Raw genomic sequence first — 20410 nt, 5'->3', positions numbered from 1 at the left:
TCCGAGCGCGAGTGCGACGCTCGCGAACAGCTTGTTGTGCTTGCACATGCTTGTTGTCTCCGGTTGCTTCGTTGGTATTGGAATGCTTCGACTTGCCAAGGATATGTCAGGTCCGCGCCGATCCGCGCTGACGGTAACGGTCGAGCGCCACCGCGCCGATGATCACGAGCCCCTTGATGATGTACTGCCATATATCCGATACGCCCAGCAGCACGAGCCCGTTCGACAGCACCGCGATGATGAGCGCGCCCACCAGCGTCCCGACGATGGACCCGACGCCGCCGACGAAGCTCGTGCCGCCAAGAATGACCGCGGCGATTGCATCGAGTTCATACGACTGGCCGAGCTGCAGGCCGTTGGCCGCATAAAGCCGCGCCGCCGACATCACCGCGCCGAGTCCGGCGAGCAGGCCGGAGATGGCGTAGACGAACATCTGGATGCCCCACACCTTGATGCCCGACAGGCGCGCCGCTTCCGGATTGCCGCCGACCGAGTAAATGCGCAGGCCGAGCACGGTGCGCCGCAGAATGAACCACGAGATGACGACCACCGCAAGCGCGATGATGACGAGCCACGGCACGCCCAGTACCGTTTCGTTGCCGATGAACGCGAACGGCAGTTGCGGATTGAAGATCGTCGTGTCGTGACCGATCAGCCGCGCGATGCCGCGCACGGCCGTCAGCGAGCCGAGCGTCACGATGAACGGCGGCAGCTTGAGAAGCGCGATCAGCGCGCCGTTGATGACGCCGAAGCCGAGCCCGACCGCGAGTGCCGCCGGTATGCCGAGCCATCCCATGCCCTGCAGGTTCGATGCGAGCAGCGCCGTCACCGCCGCGGCCGACAACACCGAGCCCACCGACAGATCGATGCCGCCCGTCAGAATCACGAAGGTCATGCCCGCCGCGAGCACGATGTTGATCGACGCCTGCTGCGTGACGATCGACATGTTCTGCAGGCTGAAGAAGCCGTCGGTGACGACGCCGAAGCCGATGCACAGCAAGATCAGCACCGGCAGCATGCCGGCGGTACGCATCAGCACCTGCATGCGTTCGCGATGCTCGATGCGTGTCTGCCGCTCCGCCACGCCCGGCGCGGCGACCTTGTCGTGCTGCTTGGTCATGTTGCTCATGTCTGTCTCCGATGTGTCCTACGCCGCCTGGTCGAGCGCGGCCCGCGAGCCGGTCGCCAGTTCGATGATTCCTTCCTGCGAGATCGGCTTGCCCGAATGGCCGCCCAGCTCGCCCGCAATCTCGCCTTCGCGCATCACGAGCACGCGATCCGCCACTCCGATCACTTCGGGCAGCTCGCTCGATATCACGATCACGCCGACGCCCGACCGCGCGAGATCGTTGATGATTCGATAAATCTCCGACTTCGCGCCGATATCGACGCCACGCGTCGGCTCGTCGAGGATCAGCACTTCGGGCTTCGTCTCGAGCAGGCGCGAAAGCAGCACCTTCTGCTGGTTGCCGCCCGACAGCGCGCCCACGTTCACGCGCATGTTCGGCACGCGGATCGTCAGCGCGGCGATCGCATCCTTCGCACGCGTGTTGCCCCGCGCGATGTCCATCACGCCGGCCTTCGCGTCGCGTCCGGCAATCGTGATGTTGATGTTGTCGCGCACGCTCATGTCGAGGAACAGGCCCTGGCCCTTGCGGTCTTCGGTGAGATAGACGAGGCCCGCGTCGATGGCGTCGCGCGGCGTGCGCAGCTTCAGCGGCTTGCCGTGCATCGATACGTCGCCGCGCGTGCGCTCCTCCGCGCCGAAGATCAGGCGCGCGAGTTCCGTGCGGCCCGCGCCGACCAGTCCCGCGATGCCGAGCACTTCGCCCGCGTGCAGATCGAGACTGCAGCCGCGCACGCGGTTGTCATCGGCGATATCGCGCACGGACAGCACGACGTTGCCAGGGTCGTACGGCGCGTGTTCTTTCTTGTAGAAGCCGGAGATGTCGCGGCCGACCATCATGCGCACGAGGCTTTCGGCGGACAGCTCGTCGCGCATCAGCGTGCCGACGTAGGCGCCGTCGCGCAGCACCGAGACGCGGTCCGACAGCTCGTAGATCTCGGCCATCCGGTGACTGATATAGATGATCGCGATGCCTTCCGCGCGCAGCTGCCGCACGAGCTCGAACAGGCGATCGGTTTCACGCGATGAGAGCGGCGTCGTCGGTTCGTCCATCACGAGGATGCGTGCGTTCGCATGCACGGCGCGCGCGATTTCGACGAGTTGCCGCTCGGCTATCGACAGATCGCCGACGAGCGTATGCGGCCGAAAGGCCGCGCCCAGACGCTTGAGCACATCGGTGCAGCCACGCTCCATGCCTGCGCGATCGACGAGCCGCCCGCGCCGCAGTTCGCGCCCGGCGTAGATGTTTTCCGCCACCGACAGATTCGGCGCGAGGCTCAGTTCCTGATAGATGACGGCGACGCCGAGCGAGCGGGCGGCGAGCGGGCCGTCGATGGTCACCGTCTGACCGTCAATCAGAATCTGCCCGCCGGCGTCGGCCTGATACGCGCCCGACAGAATCTTCATCAGCGTGGACTTGCCCGCGCCGTTTTCGCCCATCAGCGAATGCACTTCGCCGGGATAGACGGACAGGCGCACGTCGTTCAGTGCGCGCACGCCGGGGAACGTCTTGCTGATGCCGCGCATTTCGAGCAGCGGCGTGCCGGATGGCGGCGATCCGGGGGATTCATGCGGCATGGTTGACCTCCTGCGGTTTGACGCCCGCGCCGCGATGCAGCCCCACGCGCGGCGAGAAGTTGAAGAACATGGGCAGCGTGGCTGCGCCGATCGCACCCGCGTCCGGGCCGAAACTGCCGCGCACGATGGCCGGCGTGCCGCGCGCTTCGGGCGCGTTGGCGGTCATCGTCGCGAGGAGACGTCCGATGATGCGGTCGAGCAGGCCGCCGTCGATATCGGCGTCGAGCACGACCATCGGCACGTCGAGCACGCAGAGCGTCGTGCGCAGCGCCGGTGCGAGCGCTTCGATGCAGTCGTCGATCCATTCGTCGACGGCGGGCAGACGCCGCTCGATGCACGCCTGCAAGTCGATGCGGTTGTCCACCGCAGCGCCGCAATGGCGCAGATGCCGCGCGAGCGCATTGAGCGAGGCGCGCGACAGCAGAATGTCCCACTGGCGCGGCGGCTGCGGCGCGGAGGGCAGGCGGCTCGGCGGCACGGGAATGACGCCGATATCGCCCGCGTTGCCGGTCGCGCCGCGCAGGCAGTCGCCGTCGATCGCGATGCCGCCGCCGATCGCGGAGCCGAGGAAGAGATACACGAAGTCGTCGCAGCGGCGTCCGTGGCCGTAGAAGAGTTCGGCGGTCGCGGCGGCGTTGCCGTCGTTTTCGCCGAAGACCGGCAGGCCGATCGCGCGCGACAGCGCGGCCGGAAAGTCGGTTTCGTCCCAGGCGCGGAAGGTGTCGGCGCTGACCGTATCGGCGCTGACGCCCAGTTCGCGCAGCCACGCGCCGAGGTTATAGGGCTGCGCGACGCCGACGCCCGTCAGCCGTTCGCGCTCCGCCGCGCTCAGCAGTCCGAGCATGCTCTCGATATCGCGCTGAACGATGCCGAGCACGTCGGACGGATGCGGCAACACGGTATCGAGCGCGCTGCGCGCCAGGACATCGCCCGCGAAGTTGACGAGCACCGTCTCGATGCTCGTGCGATCCAGCCGCACGCCGATGCCGAACGCGCCGCGCGGATCGAGCCGCAACATCGAAGCGGGCTGGCCGCGCTGGCCGTCGAGCCGCCGTCCGGTGTATTCGATGAGGCCGGCTTGCGCCAGCGAATCGACGATGCCGCCGACCGCCGTGCTCGTCAAATTCGCATGACGCGCGAGTTCGGCTTTCGAGGCCGGCTCGGTGCGCCGCAAGGTCTGCAGCAGCAGACGCTCGTTGTACCGGCGCACGGTTGCGGAGTTGCTGCCTCTGCCGCTCGGGGATTTCACGCGGTGTCTCCGGTGACTGACCGTCGCTGTGAGTCAGCGCGGCCATTAATTAAATCAAGTTGATTTATTTAAAAACGATCGGCACGCGATGTAAACGAGGGAATTCCCGAAGCGTCCCGCGTCGACGGCGCGGGCTTGCCGCCGAAATACAGTAGGCGTCGAGGCTTGCAGGCGGCTTGCAATGTGTGCTGTGCTATCTTCGTCGACACTTCGGGAGGCCGCCATGTACACGCTTTCGCAGACCGCTCATGCGACCAGGTCCGCGCAATACGACGACCTGTTGCGGCAGGCGCGCTCGCTGATCGGCGATGAAACGGACTTCGTCGCGAACGCGGCGAACTTCGCGTCGCTCGTTTATCACACGTTGCCGGACCTCAACTGGGCGGGCTTCTATCTGTTCGACGGCGACGAGCTCGTCGTCGGTCCGTTTCAGGGCAAGCCGGCGTGTGTGCGTATTGCGCTCGGACGCGGCGTGTGCGGCGCGGCGGCGCGTGAGCGCAAGACGCAGGTCGTTCCTGACGTCGATGCGTTTCCCGGCCACATCGCGTGCGATTCGGCGTCGCGCTCGGAGATCGTCGTGCCGCTCGTCGGGAGCGATGGGACGCTGATCGGCGTGTGGGACGTGGACAGCCCGCTGCCCGGCCGCTTCGATGACGAGGACGCGGCGGGCATGGAGGCGCTCTGTGCGGCGTTTGTCGCGCTGGCGTGGGAAGAGCGCGAGGAGCCGTGAGCCTCGTCCGTCTACAATGAGGCGACCGCCGCCCCCGTCCTGCCTCCATGAGAAGCCCTGCCCGCCGCCGACTGCTTGCCGCGTGCGCCCTGAGCGCGTGCGGGATGTCGGCCATCCGCGATGCGGCCGCGCTCGCCGATACGAAGGCCACCGTCGCGCTCGTGATGAAGTCGCTCGGCGATCCCTTCGTCGCATCGATGATCGACGGCGCGAAGAACTACCAGCGCCACTACGCATCGCAACTCGACCTGACGACGCACGGCACGCTCACCGACAACGACGTCGCGGGGCAGACGCGCATCATCGAGTCGCTGGTCGATGCGAAGGTGAACGCCATCGTCATTGCGCCGACCGATTCGAAGGCGCTGGTGCCGGTCGTCGCGAAGGCGATCGGGGCGGGGACCATCGTGATCGCCATCGACAATCCGTTCGACGACGACGCGCAGAACGCCGCGCATGTGACGATTCCTTTCGTCGGCCCCGACAGTCAGCGCGGCGCGCGGCTCGTCGGTGCGTATCTGGCTTCGAAGCTGAAGGCGGGGGATGAGGTCGGCATCATCGAAGGGCCGTCCAACGATCGCAATGCGCAGCAGCGGACCATCGGCTTTCGTGAAGCGATGACGGCGGCGCAGGCGCGCGTGACGGCGCTCGACACCGGCGACTGGACGTTCGAGAGCGGCAAGTCGATCGCGCTGCGGATGCTGTACGCGCATCCGGGCTTGCGCGGCATGCTGTGCGCGAACGACAACATCGCGATGGGCGCAATCGATGCGATCCGCGTCGCGGGAAAGAAGGGGCAAGTGCTGGTGACGGGCTACAACAATATCGACGCCGTCCAGCCTATGCTCGATGACGGTCGCATGCTCGCGACGGTCGAACAGTTCGGCGCGCGGCAGGCGGTGTTCGGGCTGGATGTGGCGGTGAAGGCGCTCGTCGAACGGCGGCGTCAGCGGGATTTGTCGCCGTTCATGGAAACGCCGGTGCAGGTGGTGACGAAGGGGAAGGGGCGGGGGTTTCGGTTTGGGGGGAAGTGAGGGCGGCTTCATGCGCGCACCGTTTTCCCCCGATCGACGCTTTACTCCCCCGTCAACACCCCCCGCTCCACCAAACTCCGATACAACGCCCGCACGCCGAACGTCCACGGCTCGATCTCCGTCGACAGCCGCACGGTGTTGACGAGCGCGCCGAGCGTCGGCGTCGAGATGGTCACGACATCGCCGAGATGATGCGTGAACCCGCCGCCCGCGCTGTCGCGATCCTTGATCGGCGAGAACATCGTGCCGAGGAACAGCATGAAGCCGTCCGGATACTGATGATGCGCACCGTGCGTCTGCGCAACGAGATCCGCGGGATCGCGGCTGATCTCGCTCATGTGACTCACGCCCTCCAGCACGAAGCCGTCATCGTCGCCCTCGATGCGCAGCGCCACGCTCGTGCCGCGCACCGTGTCGAGCGTGAAGCGGTCGTCGAAAAGGCGCACGAACGGGCCGATCGCGCACGATGCGTTGTTGTCCTTCGCCTTGCCGAGCAACAGCGCGCTGCGGCCTTCGATATCACGCAGGTTGACGTCGTTGCCAAGCGTCGCGCCGACGATCTCGCCGCGCGCATTCACCGCCAGCACGATTTCCGGCTCCGGATTGTTCCATTGCGACGTCGGATACAGCCCGACATCCGCGCCGAAACCCACCGACGACATCGGCTGCGACTTCGAAAACACCTCCGCATCCGGCCCGATGCCGACTTCCATGTACTGAGACCACGCGCCGCGCCGCTCCAGCTCCGCCTTCAGCTTCGCCGCGCTTTCCGAACCGGGCTCGATCTTCGACAAATCCGCGCCAATCAGCTTGTTGATCGTGTCGCGCACTTCCTGCGCCTTGGTCGCATCGCCGCCTGCCTGCTCCTCGATCACGCGCTCAAGCAGGCTCACCGCGAACGTGACGCCGCACGCCTTGACCGCCTGCACGTCACAGGGCGCAAGCAGACGCAGCCCGCCAGGCGCCGCATCCAGCGTCGCCTGCAGCACGTCCTGCACCGGTCCTAGCGATTCGCCCGGCGCATTGCGCGCGATATCGACGGCGTCGGGACGGTCGAAAAGATCGGCGGTCGTCGGGGCGGCACGCGTGATGTCGAAGACTTCGCCGTGACGCACGGCAACGACAGCGGGGCCATCCACCGGCGCGGGACGCCATACGCGGCCGATCAGCACGGCATCGGCCAGGTCTTCGGGCAAGCAGGAAGCAATGGAAACGGGCTGCATGAGTGAATCACCGTGCGTCGAAAAGGGAGAATCGATCGTAGCCCGCGTGTTCATCGCTGTCCATCAGGTTGCATGTTTGTCCAATATATTGGAGTATCGTCGATACATCGGACGACGACGCTCATGGAAAAAGCCTACGAAGTGCCCGCGCTGCGCCGCGCCAGCGACATCCTGGAAACGCTTGCCGCCGCCGCGAAGCCGGTGCGCGCCGCGACGCTCGCCGAGCAGACGGGGCTGTCGCGCAGCACGCTGTATCTGATGCTCGAAACGCTTGCGCGCATGCAGTGGATCGAGAGGCGCGACGATGGCTATGTGATCGGCGTCGGCCTGTTCGAGCTCGGCAACGCGTATGTGCGTCACGACAAGCTGCAGGCGGCGTTTCGCGAGGGCGCCGGCGCGTTCATCAACAAGCATAACGAGGTCGTGCAACTGGCCGTGCTGGACGGCGTGCACGTGGTGTATGTCGCGCGGGAGGACGCGCATCGGCCGGTGCGGCTCGTCTCCGATCTCGGCTCGCGGCTGCCCGCGCATTGCTGCGCGCTCGGCAAGGCGCTGCTCGCGGGGATGTCCGACGACGCGGTGATCGAGCGGCTGCCCGAACGCCTCGAAGCGGTGACGCCGCGCACCATCACGCGGCGCGCCGCGCTGCTGCGCGAACTCGCCGCAATACGCGCGAGCGGTCTCGCCGTCGAGCGCGAGGAAGTCGCGGAAGGACTCACGTGTTTCGCCGCGTATGTCGGCACGACGCCGGCGGGCAAGCGCGTCGCCGTATCGACGAGCATGCCGGTCGGCCGGCTCGATGCGCGGCGCGAAAAGCAGATATCGATCGGCATCGTGCAGCTTGCCGCGCAGTTGCGGGGCGCGTTGTGACATCGCCCCGGTGCGTATTCACGCCCGCGCGTCCGCCGTCTCGCGCGTGACTTTCGCGTGCCCGTCCCTCATGCGATGCGCCGCGATCAGCACATCGCATCGCGTTTGCTTGCAGACGACATCGCGCAGACGCTCGCGGCCGTGTCCCCAGCCCGAATCCGTTTCGCCGCCGAGCACGATGAGATCCGCGCCCGCTTCATTCGCCGCCTTCGCAATGGCCTCGCCGACGGTCACGCCCGGCGGCAAGCTCACGCTCACTCCGGTTCCGTCGATGCCCGCGCTTTCGATCTGCCGCATGCTGTAACGGGTGAGGGCGCGCGCGTGGTCGTCGATGAGGGCGGCCGTATCGCGCGTATTGCAGTCGCCGGTGACGACCGCCCACCAGGGCGTGCGATCGACCACATGCAGCGCGGTCAGGCGCGCGTCGCACTCGCGGGCGCGGGCAATCGCGGTGGCGAGGGCGCTCTGGCTAAGACTCGTGCCGACCGCGACGAGAATGTGCTTGTACATGATGACCTCCGGTTCATAGCGCCGCTTCGGTGCGATGCGGCATGGGAGGCATGATCCGCTGCGAGAGTTAGGCGTGAATGAGCGAAAAGCGGCGGACCTCGTCGCCTAACGCCGCCGCTTCTTCCAGTCGTAGTCGGCGGGCGGATCGGCGACGCCCGGCTTGCCGACCGACTGCGGATTCTCGCTGCACAGCGTGACGAACCCGATCGCATCGCCCTGCGCCTGGCGCTTGCGCAGTTCTTCGGCGAAGCGCAAGGCTTCGGCGAGCGCGGCCGGATCGAATTTTTGATGACGTGCGTTGGCTTCCGTTTCCGGATCGCCATCGAGCCAATAGACGACGAACATCGTTTGCCTCTCGAATGGGACGACGCTGGGCGCCCGCCAGTATTCCGCCGATGCTGCAAAACCTGCGCGATCCGGCCCGCCAGATAACGCTACACAAGCACCGGGTATTCCCGAGGTGCGCATCGGGCAACCCGCGCGCGGCCTGACGCTCACAGAAGGATGGTGCGGCGCGGTACACCGGTTGCTTAGGCACACGGTCACTCCGAGGCTAGAACATGCAAACCATGCACCGACAGGCACACGTGCCCGAAGAAGCCGTCTGGCAGATTCCCGAGCGCGCCCTTCACCACGACGAGCCGCGCGTCCTCGTCGCGGACGACGATCTCGACGCCGCGCGCGCGCTGTGTCTCGCGCTCGAAGACGCCGACTTCACGGTGCGCGCCGTGCATACCGGCCTCGATGCCGTCACGATTGCGCGCAAGTGGCGCCCCGGCGTGGTGCTGCTCGATCTGATGATGCCGCTCGGCGACGGCTGGGAAGCGGCCGAGGCCATCCGCGCGCTCGACCTGTCGATGCTGCTCATCGCGCATACCGGCCGCACGTCGCCGGACGACCGGGCGCGTGCGCAGCGCACCGGCTTCAACGGCTATTTCATCAAGCCGACGCAACTGGACCGCATGATCCACGTGATGCGGGCGTATTACTCGACGCACGAAGCGCGGCAGCGCGTGCGGGAGTGCTGAAGCGCGCGAAGTATGTCCCGGCGGTGCAGTCAGGCGTTGACGCGCCTTGCCGGAACTTCGTCCATCGCGACAGCGGGCTGTTCGGTCTCGCGCTCGACGTGCTGCTTGAGCACGTCGTCCCAATACCGGCAGTAGCCGGCCCAGAAAGGCATCTGCGTTCGCGAGCAGGCGTCGGCTGGCAACGGATGCGGCAGCATCCTGCTCAGGCGGGCGATCTCCTTGCGCTTCCACTGCAGCAGCGTGCGGCGCGGTCCACGTATCGCCGGGCAAAGCTCGTTCATCTGCGCGACGGCTTGCCAGAAACCTTCGGCGGGGCGCGACGCCATTTGCGTGAGGATCGTCGTGTCGGGACGCGGCCCGCGCTCGTGACAGATGACCGCGCCGATCTGGCCGAGGAGGTACATCGTTCGTTCGATAGAGTGGTCGGCGGGCGGCTGCATGGCGTCCTTTATTTTGATGGTTGTCTCGTGGCGCGGGCTGTCTCGTGCGCGTCGGGAACGGCCGGAACCTCGCTCCCGTCGTTCTCGATATTGATACGTTGTTGCGCGAGACTATAAAGATACCGTACCGAAAATCCTTCGCATCGCCTGTCGACAAAAAATAACTAATTTTGAGATGCGCGATTTCGGAAAAACCGCGCAAGAGAATCACGCTCCGCCGATACCCAGCACATGCTGTTCGAACAACGCGCGCGCGTGTTTGGCGGCATCGTCGTTGTCCGACGTCACCGCGGCGACGATGCGCTCCTCGGGCGCCACGATGATGAACTGCTCGCCGAATCCGGCCGCGAAGAAGTAATGCGGCGCGATCCACCACAGGTAGCCGTAGCGCGCGTCGTGCATCGGCGGGCCGCCTTCACTGTGCACTGAGGTGGCGTCGTCGATGAACGATGCATCGACGAGTTGCGCGCCGCGCCACTTCCCGCGGTCGAGCATCAACGTGCCGAGCTTCGCCATGTCCCGTGCGCGCAGCATCAGGCCGCGCCCGGCGAAGGTGTGGCCGTCTTCATCGGCGATCCATTCGTCCTTATCGATGCCGAGCGGCGCGAACAGTCTCTCGCGCACGTATTGCGCAAGCGTCCGGCCGGCCACGGCCTCGACCGCGATCGACAACAGCTGCACCGAATGCGAGTCATAGACGAACTGAGCGCCGGGCGCATGAACGATGGCCCGCGACAGCACGAACGTCAGCCGGTCCTCGTCGCCGGCGAACCGCTCGCACGGGCCGAGCACGCAGTCGTCGATATCGCTCTGTTCCCATTCGAAGCCCGCTTTCATCGTCAGCAGGTGCCGCAGCGTGATGCTTCGGACGCGCTCGTCGAGCGACGGATTGCGGGCTGCATCGATGAAGTCGCAGATGGGCGCATCGAGGCTCGGCAGCAGTCTTTCCCCGAGCGCGATGCCGACCGCGAGGCCCACGACGCTCTTCGTGACCGAGTTGATGTTCTCGAGCGTATCGGGTGATGCGTCGCCGCGATAATGTTCGAACGCGATCCGTCCGTCGCGCAGGACGACGAACGTACGAACACCGCTGCCGTCCGCTTCGAGTGCTTCTTTCAAGGCAATCAGGCGATGGTTCTGATGCCGACCGCTCGACCCGCTTTCGTGGTTGCTTCGCATGATGAGAGTGATGTGTGAGCCGAAGAAGCGAGAAGCCGCTTCACTCTAACGCGCGGGGGAATCGGGCGTCAATGATTCGGAATGCGTAGGATGGCGAATCAAAACGCGTGGACCGCGCAATCGCGCCGGCAACGACAGGACCGAATCCTGCTGCATAATCAAGCAAACGCGATGCCGCGCCCGTCCACTCAGTTTCTCTCAGGAACCCGACCGTGCCCGTTCGACGACTCGCGACGCTGTGGCGTCTTGGCAGGGCGTTCGTCCGCGAAAGCCATGCGACGCACGGCGGCGCGTCGATGCAGCAGATCGCGCGTTTCTTCGCGCTGCATGGTGCACGCGCCGCGCCACTGAGCGCGGGCATGCCGGCGCTCAGGCAGTTGCCGCGCGTGCTGACTGTCGCGTCGGGCGTGCTCACGCGTCATCCCGCGCTCGCTGAGACGGCAGTGCGCGTGGCGCTCACGGAAATGAACGGGCTTTTTGCAACGTACGATGCGGCGCAGTTCCGCGCCGCCTGTGCGCTGGCGCTGGCCACCGCGCCCCGCGCCGATATCGACGGCATCGGGCTCGTGCCGCTGCGCTCGGGCATCGCGGAGCAGACGCACGCCGCGCGTATCGACGGCGTTCCGGTGCGCATCACGCTGCTGCGCGCCGATGCACGTCAGGAACTCATCGACGATCTCGACCTCGCACTCGCCGCCGCGCGTTACGCCGAGCGGCGTTCCGCCTCGGCGCGCGAGCTGCATGCCGCGGACTGCGTGCGCCTTCTCCGCGAAAATGTTCATTCGATGATCGACCTGCGCCAGCGCGCCGCCGATCAGAGCTATTTGCGCTATCGCCTGCGCGACGACGACCGCATCGCCGTGCCGGAAGTGCTCTGGGATTTTTGCAACGCGGCGGTACTGACTACGCGCGCGATCGAAACCGTGCCGCTCGCCGATGCGCACGCGCTGGCGTCGCACGGCCTGCAACAGGCGGATCTCGTCGCGACGCTCATCGAAGCGTTCTTCGAGATGGCGCTCGGGCAGGGTTTCTATCACGCCGGGCTGGACGCGGCGGGCGCGCGCGTGAGCATCGAGCGGGCAACGCTCGGTCAGATCGTGCTCGAAGCCGACAACCCGATGACTTTCTTCGCGGCGCATGAACGCGAGTTCATGGTCGGCGTATCGAATGCGCTGCTGGAAGGCGACCACAAGGCGGCGGCGCGCACGCACCTCGAACACGGCCGGCCGGATCGGCACGCGGCGCACCATGAAGTGCGCGTGGAATCGACGTATCGGCGGGAGGCGGAGCGCTTCGCGTCGCCGCAAGCGTGCAAGGGCACGGACGTTTCCCATCTGTTCGACGCCCTGGGCGCCGCGCCCGCCGAGCACATGTTCAGCGCGGCGCACGGCCGGATCGCATCGCGGGCGGTGCTGCTGTCGCGGTCGATGGAGACGATCGAGCGAATGGCGCACGCCGTCGCACCGGATGTGGATGTCTGGCTGATTGCGCGCCGCGTGATTGCGCGGCTCGCGGCGGACCAGTTCGGCTGCCACGGTCTCGTCGCGCACCTCGCGCATGAAGCGGCGCACTGGCCGCAGATGCTGCCGCGCCTGCCGACGCTCATCGCGAAACGGGCGGGCGCGGCGCAGCGAGGCTAGGCGCGCGCGCCAGGGCTCATGCGCTCGGCGATCGCGCGGCACGCGTCGCGCAGCGGCGTGACATAGGTTTCCATCGGCGTCGCGCTTTTGCGAAAGAGCGGAATGCTGACGCTCACGCAACCGAGCGTCGCGCCGTTCGCCCCGACGATCGCGCTGCCGTAGCAGAAGATTTGCGCTTCGTTTTCCTCGCGATCTTCCGCATAACCGCGCGCCCGGCAGGCATCGAGTTCGGCGTCGAGCGCGCTGCGCTCGACGATCGTATTCGGCGTGAAGCGTTCGAACGGGATGCCGTGCAAGAGCGCATCCCGTTCGGTGCGCGGAAGCGTCGACAGATACGCCTTGCCCACGGAACTCGAATAGAGCGTCACGCGCGTGCCGATGCGTGAGGCCATGCGCACCGCATGGGGACTCTCGAGCTTCTCGACGTACACCATCTCCGCGCCGCTGCGCACGGCGAGGTGCACGGTTTCCTGCGTGGCGTCGCGCAAGGTCTGCAGCGCGTCGGCGGCGGCGATGCGTAAATCCGAGCGCTCCCAGCTTCGGCTCGCGAGCGACATCAGACGCGGCCCGAGCGCATAGCAGCCGCCGCGCGCGCCTTCCGTGACGAGCCCTTCCGCCATCAGCGCGCCGACGATGCGATACACCGTCGGACGCGGATAGCCGCTCAGCGTGACGAGGCGCGCGATGGTCGGCGGCTCGGCGGCATCGGCGATCAACTGAAGCACCGCCATGAACTTCGAGAATGCGGCGGTGCCGGTTGCCTTGGCGGCGTCGAGGGAGGCGGGATCGGTGGACATAACGGACGATGTGAGAAGCGACGTCCGAATTTACGCGACCAGATAGCCGCCGTCGACCGGGACGATCGCGCCCGTCATGAACGACGCAGCCGGCGACGCCAGGAAGGCCACGACGCGCGCGACGTCTTCCGGCAGGCCCCAGCGCTTCATCGGCGTGCGATCGAGGATGGCTTGGGAGCGGCCGCCATCGTCCTGAAGCGCCTGTGTGAGGGGCGTCGCGATCCAGCCGGGCGCGACCGCGTTCACGCGGATGCCGTCGGCCGCGTAGGCGATGGCGAGCGACTTCGTCAATTGCGCGACGCCGCCCTTGCTGGCGCTGTAGGCAGGCACGAGGCCGCCGCCGAAGAACGTCAGCATCGACGCCGTGTTGACGATCGTGCCGCCGCTTTTCGCGAGCAGCGCACGCGAGGCGGCGCACATGCGCATCGTGCCGTTCAGATTGACGGCGATCACGCGCTCGAAGGTCTCGATGTCATGCTCGTCGCCGCGCTTGATCATGCCCGCGCAGTTGACGAGCACGTCGAGCGAGTCGAGGCGCGCGAAGAGATCGGCGGTGCTGCCGGCATCGGCGACATCGAGCGCGGCTACTTCGATGCCGGCGAGCGCGTCGCGTTGCGCGTCTGTCGGCGCGATGCCGGCGGCGATCACGCGCGCGCCGAGCGCCGCGAACTGCTGCGCGATGCCCGCGCCGATGCCCTGCGTGCCGCCGGTCACGACGACGGTCTTGCCCTTGAAGAGGTCAGCTTGAAAAGTCATGTTTGCAAGGTTTAAACGACGGGAACGGGCGACGCCGGTTGCTCGCTGTCCTGAATCGGCGAGCGGACGACGAACATGTAGACGAGCGCAGCGGCGAAGGCAACGCCCGCGCTGATCAGGAACGCGTTCACGAACGAATGCGTCTTGTCGACCACGAGTCCGGTGATGAACGGCGCGAACGAGCCGCCGAAATAGCCGCCGAAGTTCTGAATGCTGCCGAGCGATGCGACCATGTGGCGCGGTGCGGCCACCGACACGAGCGCCCATGCCGCGCCGCTCGCCATGTTGACGAAGAACATCGCCGCCGACAGGTAGACGATCGCGAGCGTCAGATTCGGCGTGAACGCGGCCGGCACGGTGAAGAGCGCGGCGCCGATGAGGCCCGAGCAGATCGGCCACTTGCGGCTGCGGATCGGCGCGACGCCGCGAGCCATCAGGCCATCCGCGATAAAGCCCGATGACAGCATGCCGAGCGTGCCCGCGAGATAGGGGATCGACACGATCCAGCCCGTCTTCGCAATGGTCAGATGCCGCTCATGCTCCAGATACGCCGGCAGCCACGTCAGATAGAGCCACACCATGTAGATGACGCCCATGAAGCCGAAGATCATGCCCCACGTGGTCGCCTTGCCGAACAGGCCGCGCCATTCGGCGAAACTCATGTTGCGTTCGCTGCGCTGCGCCGGCTCGCCCTCGGTCAGATGCGCGACTTCCTGCGGCTCGAGCGCGACATCCTTGCGATTGCGATAAACGATGTACCAGCCGATCGACACCGCAATGCCCAGCACGCCCATGATCACGAACATGTTGCGCCAGCCGAAGTTGAGCAGCAGCACGGTGAGGATCGGCGGCGCGAGCGCCGGTCCGATCGTCGACGAGGTGACGAAGATGCCCGTCGGCTTGCCGCGCTCGCGTTGCGCGAACCATTCCGAGACCACTTTCGCGCCGGCTGGAAACTGCGGCGCCTCGCCGATGCCGAGCGCGATGCGCGCAAACAGGAACTGCTGCAGGTTCGTGACGAGCCCGCCGAACAACTGCGCGACCGACCACACGAACATGCCGAGGCCGAGCATGATGCGCGCGCCGAAGCGGTCGAGCATCACGCCGATCGGCAATTGCGAGAACGCGTACGCGAACGAGAACGCGGACAGCAGCAAGCCCATTTGCGAAGCCGAGAGGCCGAGTTCCTGCGTGACCGAGTGATTGGCGATGGACAGCGTGCTGCGGTCCAGATAGTTCACGATTCCCGCGAGCGTCAGGAACGTGAGCGCGACCCATTGAATGCGCTTGAGGCGCGGCGATTTGCTCTGCATGTTGTCTCCTCCGAAGGCGCTTCTGTGAGGCTTCGGGTAGCTGTGGCCGATAGGCGAAGGTTTAGCGGATGAACTGATCGACGAAATCCGCGCCCAGTCCGACGGACTCGTAGTGCTTGCGGCACATGTCGACCTTGGTGAATACGTCTTCGTAACCGGTGTAGTCGCCGTACGGATCGCAATAGAACATCACGCCGTTCACCTGGAAGTACGTGATCATCTCTTCGACGTCTTCGGGCACGTAAAGCGTGTGCGTCTCGCCGGGCGGCTCGAACACATAGCTGCCTTCGGTCGCTTCCCAGTCGTGCTCGAGATAGCGCCAGCGGCCCTTCAGCACCATGCCATGCACGGCTTGCGGATGGCGATGCCGCGACAGTACGCCGGACTTGCGCACGCGCAGCAGGTTCATCCAGTAGCCGGTGGACACGTTCAGGCACAGCGGGCGGAACCAGACGTTTTCGGCTTGCGGGACCCACTCGCGCTCGTCGGTCGGAATCGCGTGTCCGACGACGATTTCCTTCTGCGCTTCCTTGGGATTGGGGTACTGATACGGCGTCATTGCGTCCGCCGTGGGTTTGGGCGCGGGCATCGCGTCTCCTCTGTCCATAATGTGGATCAATAAACCAAATTATGGACAGATGTTGTCGCTCAGCAGCCTTATTGTCAAGATTTGTAGTGGTCAGGGAAAACGCGGATATAAAAAAAGCGGGCCCGAATTCGGACCCGCTTGTCTCCGCCAATGAACGGCTGAGCTGCGCGCTTTTCTTATCGCGCCATCATCAGCATGTGGACGTTATGCATGACCCACACGGTTCCGACAATGATCACGAGCGACATGGTGATCGTATAAACGAACGACATGGCGTTCCAGCGCTGGCCCTTCGACGTGTTCACGTGCAGGAAGAACACCACGTGCACGACGACCTGGACCGCTGCCAGCACCGCCAGCCACACGAGCCCTTGCTCGCCGGACAGCTTGCCTGCCGTCGCGAGCCAGAACGATGCCACCGTCAGCACGACAGCCAGCACGAAGCCGATCAGGTAACCGCCGACGGTGACGTGCGGCATGTCGCTATGCGTTGTATGCGAATGGGCCATTAGACGATGCTCCCGAGGTAGACGAAGGAGAACACGCAAATCCAGACGATGTCGAGAAAGTGCCAGAAGAGGCTCAGGCAAGCGAGGCGGCGCAGTTCGCGTTCGCCCATCGCCGGCTTCTTCAAGATTTGCACCGCCAGCACGACGAGCCAGACGAGACCGAGCGTGACGTGCAGGCCGTGCGTGCCGACCAGCGTGAAGAACGCCGACCAGAACGCGCTGCGTTGCGGACCCGCGCCTTCAGCCACCAGATGCGAGAACTCCTGCAGTTCCAGGCACAGGAAGCCCGCGCCCAGGAGCGCCGTGACGAACAACCACAGCAGCACGCCGCTCTTCTTCTGACGAACCGCGGAAATCATCGCGAAGCCGAACGTCAGGCTGCTCGTGAGCAGCAGGCCGGTTTCGATCGCGACGTCCTTCAGGTTGAACAGGTCCTTCGCCGTCGGGCCGCCTGCATACTGATTCGCGAACATCGCGAAGGTCGCGAAGAGCGACGCGAACAGCAGGCAGTCGGTCATCAGGTACGACCAGAAGCCGAACACCGAATGCGACGGCTGGTGTTCGTGCTCGTGCGCGTGATGCGCGGAAAGTGTCGATTGCGACATTTACAGAACCTCCAGTTCCATTTCGCGGCCCGCGCCTGCCTTGGACGGCGCCTTCGGACGGTTCCGCTCCTCGGTTGCCTTCACGGTAGCGGCGGGGATGATGTAGCCCGCGTTTTCCGCGAAGCTGTAGCCGATCGCAACCGCGGCGACACCGATCAGACCGACGATAGCCAGCCACCAGATGTGCCAGATCGCCGCGAAGCCGAAGACCAGCGCGAACACGCCGATCAGGAAGCCCGCGCTCGTATTCGACGGCATATGGATGTCGCGCAGCGGACGCGTTTCGATGCGGCCCCTTTCCTTCGCGCGGGCGAAGTCGTCGAGCTCACGCACGTCGGGAACGTGTGCGAAGTTGTAGACCGGCGGCGGCGAACTGATCGACCATTCGAGCGTGCGGCCATCCCACGGATCACCCGTGACATCGCGATAAGCCGGCTGATTGCGGCGAATCACGCTGACCACGATCTGTGCGACCTGGAACACGACGCCCAGCGCGATGATGCCGACGCCGCAAGCCGCGACGATCAGGTACGGCTGCCATGCGGGGTTGTCATAGTGCTGCAGACGGCGCGTCATGCCCATGAAGCCGAGGATGTAGATCGGCACGAATGCGACGAAGAAACCCACGAACCAGCAGATGAACGCGTTGCGGCCGAGTTTTTCGTCGAGCTTGAAGCCGAACACCTTCGGCCACCAGTACTGCACGCCCGCGAAATAGCCGAACACCACGCCGCCGATGATCGCGTTGTGGAAGTGCGCGATCAGGAACAGGCTGTTGTGCAGCACGAAGTCCGCGCCCGGAATGGCGAGCATCACGCCCGTCATGCCGCCCAGCGTGAACGTGATGATGAAACCGATGGTCCAGAGAACCGGCGTGGTCATCTGCACGCGGCCACGGAACATCGTGAACAGCCAGTTGAAGATCTTCACGCCCGTCGGGATCGAGATGATCATCGTCATGATGCCGAAGAAGGCATTGACGTTCGCGCCCGAACCCATCGTGAAGAAGTGGTGCGCCCACACGAGGAACGACAGCACCATGATGCAGCACGTGGCCCACACCATCGTCTTGTAGCCGAAGAGCGGCTTCTTGGAGAACGTCGAGACGACTTCCGAGTAGATGCCGAATGCCGGCAGAACCAGGATGTAGACCTCGGGGTGACCCCAGGCCCAGATCAGGTTCAGATACACCATCGGGTTGCCGCCGCCGTCATTCGTGAAGAAGTGCATGCCCATGTAGCGGTCGAGGCCGAGCAGCGCAAGCGCGACGGTCAGGATCGGGAACGTGGCCATGATCAGCACGTTCGAGCAGAACGCCGTCCACGTGAAGACGGGCAGCTTCATCCACGTCATGCCGGGCGCGCGCATCTTCACGATCGTCACGAAGAAGTTCACGCCGGTCAGGAGCGTGCCGACACCGGACAGCTGCAACGCCCAGATGTAGTAGTCGACGCCGACGCCCGGACTGAACTGCGTCTCGGAGAGCGGCGGATACGCGAGCCAGCCGGTCGTCGAGAACTCGCCGATGAAGAGCGACAGGTTGATCAGGACGGCGGCCATGGCCGTCATCCAGAACGAGAGCGAGTTGATGAACGGGAATGCAACGTCGCGTGCGCCGATCTGCAGAGGCACCACGAGGTTGAAGAACGCCACGAGCAGGGCCATCGCCATGAAGAAAATCATGATGGTGCCGTGCGCCGTGAAGATCTGGTCGAAGTGATGCGGCGGCAGATAGCCGGGCGAATCCATCGCGAGCGCTTGCTGCGCACGCATCATGACCGCGTCGGCGAAACCGCGCACGAGCATCAGGCCGGCCACGACCAGATACATCACGCCGATGCGCTTGTGATCGGTCGACGTCAGGTACTCGCGCCAGAGCCAGCCCCATTTTCCGAACTTGGTGAGAGCGGCGACCGTACCGAGCGCGAGGATCGCCATGAGGACGGTCGCCCCCATGATGATCGGCTCGTGGTACGGGATCGCCTCAAGCGTTAATTTGCCGAACATGGCTTACCCCTTGGTTACACAATTCGCACCAACGGCGACATTCCCGTTGTTGTACTTGCCGACGATGTTGTTGAAGAGCTTCGGATCGACGGTGGAGAAGTAGCGCACCGCTACCTTCTGGCTCGGCCGCGAGACGCCGGCATAGACGTTCATGTCGAGGCCTTCGGGCGCGGTCTTGACCTTCTGCACCCACGCGTCGAAGTCGGCTTGCGACATGGCGAGCGCGCGGAACTTCATGTCGGAGAAGCCTGCGCCGCTGTAGTTCGCCGAGATGCCGGCGTAGTCGCCCGCGTGATCGGCCAGCAGATGCAGCTTCGTCTGCATGCCTGCCATCGCGTAGATCTGGCCGCCGAGTTGCGGGATGAAGAACGAGTTCATCACCGAGTCCGACGTGATGCGGAAGTTGACCGGCGTGCCGACCGGGAACGCGAGCTGATTGACGGACGCAACGCCGAGATCGGGATAGATGAAGAGCCACTTCCAGTCCAGCGCGACGACTTCGACGTTGATCGGCTTCACGTTCTCGACCTTGATCTCCTTGTACGGGTCGAGCTCGTGCGAGGTCTTCCACGTCAGGATGCCGAGATAAAGAATGATGATCGCGGGAATGGTCCAGACGACGACCTCGATGGCCGTGGAGTGCACCCATTTCGGAGCGTAGGTCGCGTTCTTGTTGGATGCGCGATAGCGCCAGGCGAAGATCAGGGTGAGCAGGATCACCGGAACGACGACGAGGAGCATCGTGAACGTCGCGGTCCCGATGAGCGCGCTTTCCGCTGCGCCGATGGGACCTTTCGAATCGAGCACCTCGAGTTTGCATCCCGAGAGACAGACACTGGCCAACAAACCCGATAACAATGGCGCTGCTAAACGGTGAGTATTTTCATTCATTGCATTCGCTGGTTTTTTTGGATCGAAGCGTCCTCTGGAGAACGCCGTTTCACGGCGTTTCGCCGCGCCGCGATCATGCCACGCGAGATTTATCGCGATGTTGCGAATGTATGGAATTTGGTCTCAAAGCGGGCGATTGCGACGCTGTGTCGCGCGCATTTTTAGCCCTAATGAGTCGTGCAGGAAGATGGTCGGCGTTGCTAACTCATTATTGTGACTGGCACGCACGCGCTTGACGAGTACGTGCAACGCACTCTCGTTGCGAAGCATCAAAATTTTGCATTGTTGGTTGATTGAGTTTTTTACCTGTCAAATCATGTTGCGCCGGTTTATCGA

The 20410-nt window shown here is 64.9% G+C and carries 21 protein-coding genes; 5 read left to right on the top strand and 16 right to left on the bottom strand.

Translation table 11 applies throughout. The features are described from left to right. Nucleotides 1–106 precede the first annotated feature (106 nt). Genes P9220_RS23660 through P9220_RS23650 form a run of 3 tightly spaced genes read right to left on the bottom strand, consistent with a single transcriptional unit; the run spans nucleotide 107 to nucleotide 3953 of the window. Nucleotides 107–1129 (bottom strand): ABC transporter permease subunit, encoded by a 1023-nt coding sequence (locus P9220_RS23660; protein ID WP_309768127.1) that lies wholly within the window; start codon nucleotides 1127–1129, stop codon nucleotides 107–109. A gap of 18 nt (nucleotides 1130–1147) precedes the next feature. Continuing rightward, entirely contained in the window at nucleotides 1148–2704 is a 1557-nt protein-coding gene (locus P9220_RS23655; RefSeq protein WP_309768126.1) for a sugar ABC transporter ATP-binding protein, read from the bottom strand. Beyond that, nucleotides 2694–3953, bottom strand: coding sequence for an ROK family transcriptional regulator (locus P9220_RS23650; RefSeq protein WP_309768125.1), 1260 nt, complete (start codon nucleotides 3951–3953; stop codon nucleotides 2694–2696). Before P9220_RS23650 ends, P9220_RS23655 begins: the two co-directional genes overlap by 11 nt. A gap of 223 nt (nucleotides 3954–4176) precedes the next feature. On the opposite strand from P9220_RS23650, the gene P9220_RS23645 reads away from it, so the two are divergent. Together P9220_RS23645 and P9220_RS23640 are read left to right on the top strand one after the other, a co-directional pair. Beyond that, the gene (locus tag P9220_RS23645) at nucleotides 4177–4683 is read left to right on the top strand and encodes a GAF domain-containing protein (protein ID WP_309768124.1); all 507 of its coding nucleotides are present in this window, start codon (nucleotides 4177–4179) and stop codon (nucleotides 4681–4683) included. Between the two features lie 47 nt (nucleotides 4684–4730). After that, nucleotides 4731–5717, top strand: coding sequence for a substrate-binding domain-containing protein (locus P9220_RS23640; protein ID WP_404980302.1), 987 nt, complete (start codon nucleotides 4731–4733; stop codon nucleotides 5715–5717). A 41-nt stretch (nucleotides 5718–5758) separates the two neighbouring features. Here P9220_RS23640 and P9220_RS23635 read toward each other — a convergent pair whose 3' ends face one another. Next, entirely contained in the window at nucleotides 5759–6940 is a 1182-nt protein-coding gene (locus tag P9220_RS23635; protein ID WP_309768120.1) for a fumarylacetoacetate hydrolase family protein, read from the bottom strand. Nucleotides 6941–7063: 123 nt separating this feature from the next. On the opposite strand from P9220_RS23635, the gene P9220_RS23630 reads away from it, so the two are divergent. Then, nucleotides 7064–7810: an IclR family transcriptional regulator gene (locus P9220_RS23630; protein WP_309768118.1), complete on the top strand. Its 747-nt coding sequence runs from the start codon at nucleotides 7064–7066 to the stop codon at nucleotides 7808–7810. Nucleotides 7811–7828: 18 nt separating this feature from the next. Here the strand turns inward: P9220_RS23630 and P9220_RS23625 are convergent, their stop codons facing one another. Together P9220_RS23625 and P9220_RS23620 are read right to left on the bottom strand one after the other, a co-directional pair. After that, nucleotides 7829–8320, bottom strand: a complete 492-nt coding sequence (locus P9220_RS23625; RefSeq protein ID WP_309768116.1) for a universal stress protein — start codon at nucleotides 8318–8320, stop codon at nucleotides 7829–7831. Between the two features lie 105 nt (nucleotides 8321–8425). Next, on the bottom strand, nucleotides 8426–8665 hold the full coding sequence (locus tag P9220_RS23620; protein ID WP_309768114.1) for a hypothetical protein: 240 nt from the start codon (nucleotides 8663–8665) through the stop codon (nucleotides 8426–8428). 215 nt (nucleotides 8666–8880) lie between these two features. Between P9220_RS23620 and P9220_RS23615 the strand changes: the two genes are divergently transcribed. Next, entirely contained in the window at nucleotides 8881–9348 is a 468-nt protein-coding gene (locus P9220_RS23615) for a response regulator (RefSeq protein WP_309768113.1), read from the top strand. Nucleotides 9349–9377: 29 nt separating this feature from the next. Here P9220_RS23615 and P9220_RS23610 read toward each other — a convergent pair whose 3' ends face one another. Together P9220_RS23610 and P9220_RS23605 are read right to left on the bottom strand one after the other, a co-directional pair. Then, a complete protein-coding gene (locus P9220_RS23610; protein WP_309768112.1) occupies nucleotides 9378–9752 on the bottom strand; it encodes a hypothetical protein in 375 nt (124 codons plus the stop codon). Between the two features lie 243 nt (nucleotides 9753–9995). Next, nucleotides 9996–10907: a serine hydrolase gene (locus P9220_RS23605; RefSeq protein WP_309768110.1), complete on the bottom strand. Its 912-nt coding sequence runs from the start codon at nucleotides 10905–10907 to the stop codon at nucleotides 9996–9998. A 272-nt stretch (nucleotides 10908–11179) separates the two neighbouring features. Between P9220_RS23605 and P9220_RS23600 the strand changes: the two genes are divergently transcribed. Continuing rightward, nucleotides 11180–12607, top strand: a complete 1428-nt coding sequence (locus P9220_RS23600) for an AarF/UbiB family protein (RefSeq protein ID WP_309768109.1) — start codon at nucleotides 11180–11182, stop codon at nucleotides 12605–12607. Here the strand turns inward: P9220_RS23600 and P9220_RS23595 are convergent. From P9220_RS23595 to cyoA, 8 genes are all read right to left on the bottom strand, one after another. Continuing rightward, complete coding sequence (locus tag P9220_RS23595; protein ID WP_309768107.1) at nucleotides 12604–13404, bottom strand: IclR family transcriptional regulator; 801 nt, start codon at nucleotides 13402–13404, stop codon at nucleotides 12604–12606. The two genes, P9220_RS23600 and P9220_RS23595, sit on opposite strands and share 4 nt — an antisense overlap. Before the next feature lie 30 nt (nucleotides 13405–13434). Continuing rightward, nucleotides 13435–14160 (bottom strand): SDR family oxidoreductase, encoded by a 726-nt coding sequence (locus P9220_RS23590; protein WP_309768106.1) that lies wholly within the window; start codon nucleotides 14158–14160, stop codon nucleotides 13435–13437. A gap of 11 nt (nucleotides 14161–14171) precedes the next feature. Then, nucleotides 14172–15473, bottom strand: a complete 1302-nt coding sequence (locus P9220_RS23585) for an MFS transporter (RefSeq protein ID WP_309768104.1) — start codon at nucleotides 15471–15473, stop codon at nucleotides 14172–14174. A gap of 61 nt (nucleotides 15474–15534) precedes the next feature. Continuing rightward, a complete protein-coding gene (locus P9220_RS23580; protein WP_309768103.1) occupies nucleotides 15535–16062 on the bottom strand; it encodes a 2,4'-dihydroxyacetophenone dioxygenase family protein in 528 nt (175 codons plus the stop codon). A 176-nt stretch (nucleotides 16063–16238) separates the two neighbouring features. Beyond that, nucleotides 16239–16571: a cytochrome o ubiquinol oxidase subunit IV gene (gene cyoD / locus P9220_RS23575; protein WP_309768101.1), complete on the bottom strand. Its 333-nt coding sequence runs from the start codon at nucleotides 16569–16571 to the stop codon at nucleotides 16239–16241. Beyond that, nucleotides 16571–17176 carry a cytochrome o ubiquinol oxidase subunit III gene (gene cyoC / locus P9220_RS23570; RefSeq protein WP_309768100.1) on the bottom strand — a complete coding sequence of 202 codons (606 nt, stop codon included), beginning with the start codon at nucleotides 17174–17176 and terminating at the stop codon, nucleotides 16571–16573. The genes cyoD and cyoC overlap by 1 nt, the downstream gene beginning before the upstream one ends. Then, nucleotides 17177–19183, bottom strand: coding sequence for a cytochrome o ubiquinol oxidase subunit I (gene cyoB, locus P9220_RS23565; protein WP_309768098.1), 2007 nt, complete (start codon nucleotides 19181–19183; stop codon nucleotides 17177–17179). It lies immediately after the preceding gene. A gap of 3 nt (nucleotides 19184–19186) precedes the next feature. Further along, nucleotides 19187–20074 (bottom strand): ubiquinol oxidase subunit II, encoded by an 888-nt coding sequence (gene cyoA, locus P9220_RS23560; RefSeq protein ID WP_309768095.1) that lies wholly within the window; start codon nucleotides 20072–20074, stop codon nucleotides 19187–19189. Between the last annotated feature and the right edge of the window lie 336 nt (nucleotides 20075–20410).

The sequence above is a fragment of the Caballeronia sp. LZ016 genome (genome assembly GCF_031450805.1).
Taxonomy (GTDB): Bacteria; Pseudomonadota; Gammaproteobacteria; order Burkholderiales; family Burkholderiaceae; genus Caballeronia.
The sequence above is the reverse complement of the archived record's forward strand: the minus strand, read 5'-3'. Positions and strand labels throughout refer to the sequence as shown.